General features: G+C 48.6%; 2 protein-coding genes. Both read left to right on the top strand.

The features are described 5' to 3' along the window. Positions 1–81 precede the first annotated feature (81 nt). Positions 82–1,269 carry an IS21 family transposase gene (gene istA / locus ACTHO6_RS21050; RefSeq protein WP_440243785.1) on the top strand — a complete coding sequence of 396 codons (1,188 nt, stop codon included), beginning with the start codon at positions 82–84 and terminating at the stop codon, positions 1,267–1,269. Beyond that, a complete protein-coding gene (gene istB, locus ACTHO6_RS21045; RefSeq protein ID WP_440243783.1) occupies positions 1,266–2,033 on the top strand; it encodes an IS21-like element helper ATPase IstB in 768 nt (255 codons plus the stop codon). Before istA ends, istB begins: the two co-directional genes overlap by 4 nt. The last annotated feature ends 346 nt before the right edge of the window (positions 2,034–2,379 follow it).

Below are 2,379 nucleotides of genomic sequence, written 5' to 3'. Positions count from 1 at the left end.
ATCCCCCTCTGTTCTTCTGATACCAGATTAACAAGATAAGGGGTGATAACTCAAATCCAATTTTGGGGCTTTAGAGATACCATGAGGGCAGAAGGCAAGAGTATTCGTGAAATTGCCCGTCTAACGGGGCATTCTCGAAATACAGTTCGCCGATATCTCCGGGGTGAATTCTCCCCCGAAAAGGGAACCCGTAAATCTCGTGGTTTCAAGCTTGATCCGTATAAACCGTTCCTGCAGGAACGTCTTCAAGAAGGTATCTATAACTGCGAGGTTTTATTCGATCTTCTACGAGAAAAGGGGTATACCGGGGGGCGTACCATCTTGAAAGACTATGTGAAGGACTTCCGTCCTCCCAAACAAGTTCCCGCTGTTCTTCGTTACGAGACGAAACCTGGTGAATATGCACAGGTCGACTGGGGACTGTGTGATTACGTAGATTTGGACGGTACAGTCCGAAAAGTGCCGGTATTTGTCATGGTATTGGGGTACTCTCGTTCCACCTATATAGAGTTCACTAAGCGTTGTGACATTCACAGCTTTCTTCGTTGCTTGATTCATGCTTTTGAATATTTTGGGGGCATCCCAAAGGTAATGCTGACCGACCAGATGAAAACCGTCGTACTGGGCATGGGAGATGATCGAAAACCTCGCTGGCATCCGCTTTTTGCCGATTTTGCTGCAGCGATTGGGCTTGTTCCAAAAGTATGTAAAGTTCGACGCCCCGAAACAAAGGGAAAAGTGGAACGAGGCGTTCAATACGTAAAAAACAACTTTCTTCCTGGCAAACGCTTCGTTGATTTACAGGATCTCAATCAACAAGCCCTACACTGGTGTGAGCGGATTAACCGCCGTATTCATGGAACAACCGGCGAACGTCCCATCGACCGACTCCGTGAGGAAAATCTGTCGCCTATCCCTTCAGCTGAACGATGGGAAAAAAACTTGCATGAACCGAGACAGGTCAGCCGAGACGGATTTGTTAGCTACGATGGTGTACGATATGGGGTTCCATGGAGGTACAGTGGACGTGAGGTAACCGTGCGAGAAGTGAATGGGTGGGTGGAAATTTGGGCCGACGGCACATGTATTGCTCGACACCAAAAGGTCTATCGATCCCGTGCAACTGTTTTTTGTGAAAACCAGTATGCAGGTCTTACGACTGCTCAAGGATATGCCTATCCACGTCCGCAAGCCCGACAGATTTCATCGCAGCAAGTGGAAGTGCGTTCGCTGGATGACTATGAGCAGCTGACGGGGATGGGAGCATGATCGAACTGGAACAGGCACGGCTACGTCTCGAGGAACTTGGGCTTCAGCAAGCAGCTCTACTCTTGGATGCCCATTTGGAAGCGGCAAGTCATGGACAGCCCACCTATCTGTCCTTTCTCAACATGCTTCTAGATGCAGAGATAGCGGAACGTCAAAAACGGAATATGGAGGTACGCACCAAACTCGCACACTTGCCTTACCGAAAAACGCTGGAGGAGTTCGATTTTGCTTTCCAACCCAGCATTGACGAACGGTTGATTCGAGAGCTGGCCACGATGACTTTTGTAACCCGACACGAGAATGTCTTGTTCTTAGGGCCTCCCGGAGTAGGAAAAAGTCATCTGGCGGTGGCGTTGGCTGTAGAAGCCATCTCGCAAGGGATATCCGTTTACTTTGTCAGTCTCTCGCAACTCATCGAAGATCTGCGAAAAGCTTACACGGAAAACAGGCTGGATAAACGCCTACGCATCTATATTCGACCAAAGCTCCTGATTATTGACGAAATTGGTTACTTACCGTTTGACAGTTTGGCAGCTAACCTCTTTTTCCAGGTAATAAGTGCAAGATACGAGAGAGGGAGTATTCTGTTAACCAGCAACAAGAGTTTCGGTGAATGGGGGGAACTGATGGGCGATCCGATACTTGCTACGGCTATCCTGGATCGGCTCTTACACCATTCCCACATCGTCAACATTAGGGGGAATAGTTACCGGCTTCGTGAGAAGATGAGGACTGGAGCCTACGGCTCTCCCTCTACCACCTAACCAACAAAAAATCGCCGGGTGGGTCGATTCTAAACCGGCGATGGTGGGTCAAAATAAAGTCGGCGTTGACATGCAGAGAGAGGGATAGACATCTCCCAGCAAACATCTGGCAGCATTAACTCAGAAATTCTGATGAGAGCATCGCTAAGCGGAACGCTCCTGTCCGACACTTCCAAAATCGATCTACACGTTTCATTGGGGAATCGAAGACCGGACAATGTGGGTCTGTCAAGGTTTTTGTGTAAACTCGATCAACCGATATATGAAATGGTTTCATCCCCCTAATTGGGACATCTTTTTCGAAGCCAATAAAGTCAAGGGCGTAAGGCGTAGCGGACCCTTGACA

Source organism: Brevibacillus sp. SAFN-007a (assembly GCF_051967035.1).
Lineage (GTDB): Bacteria > Bacillota > Bacilli > Brevibacillales > Brevibacillaceae > Brevibacillus.
Note: the sequence above shows the minus strand (reverse complement) of the source record. Positions and strands in the feature narration are given on the sequence as shown.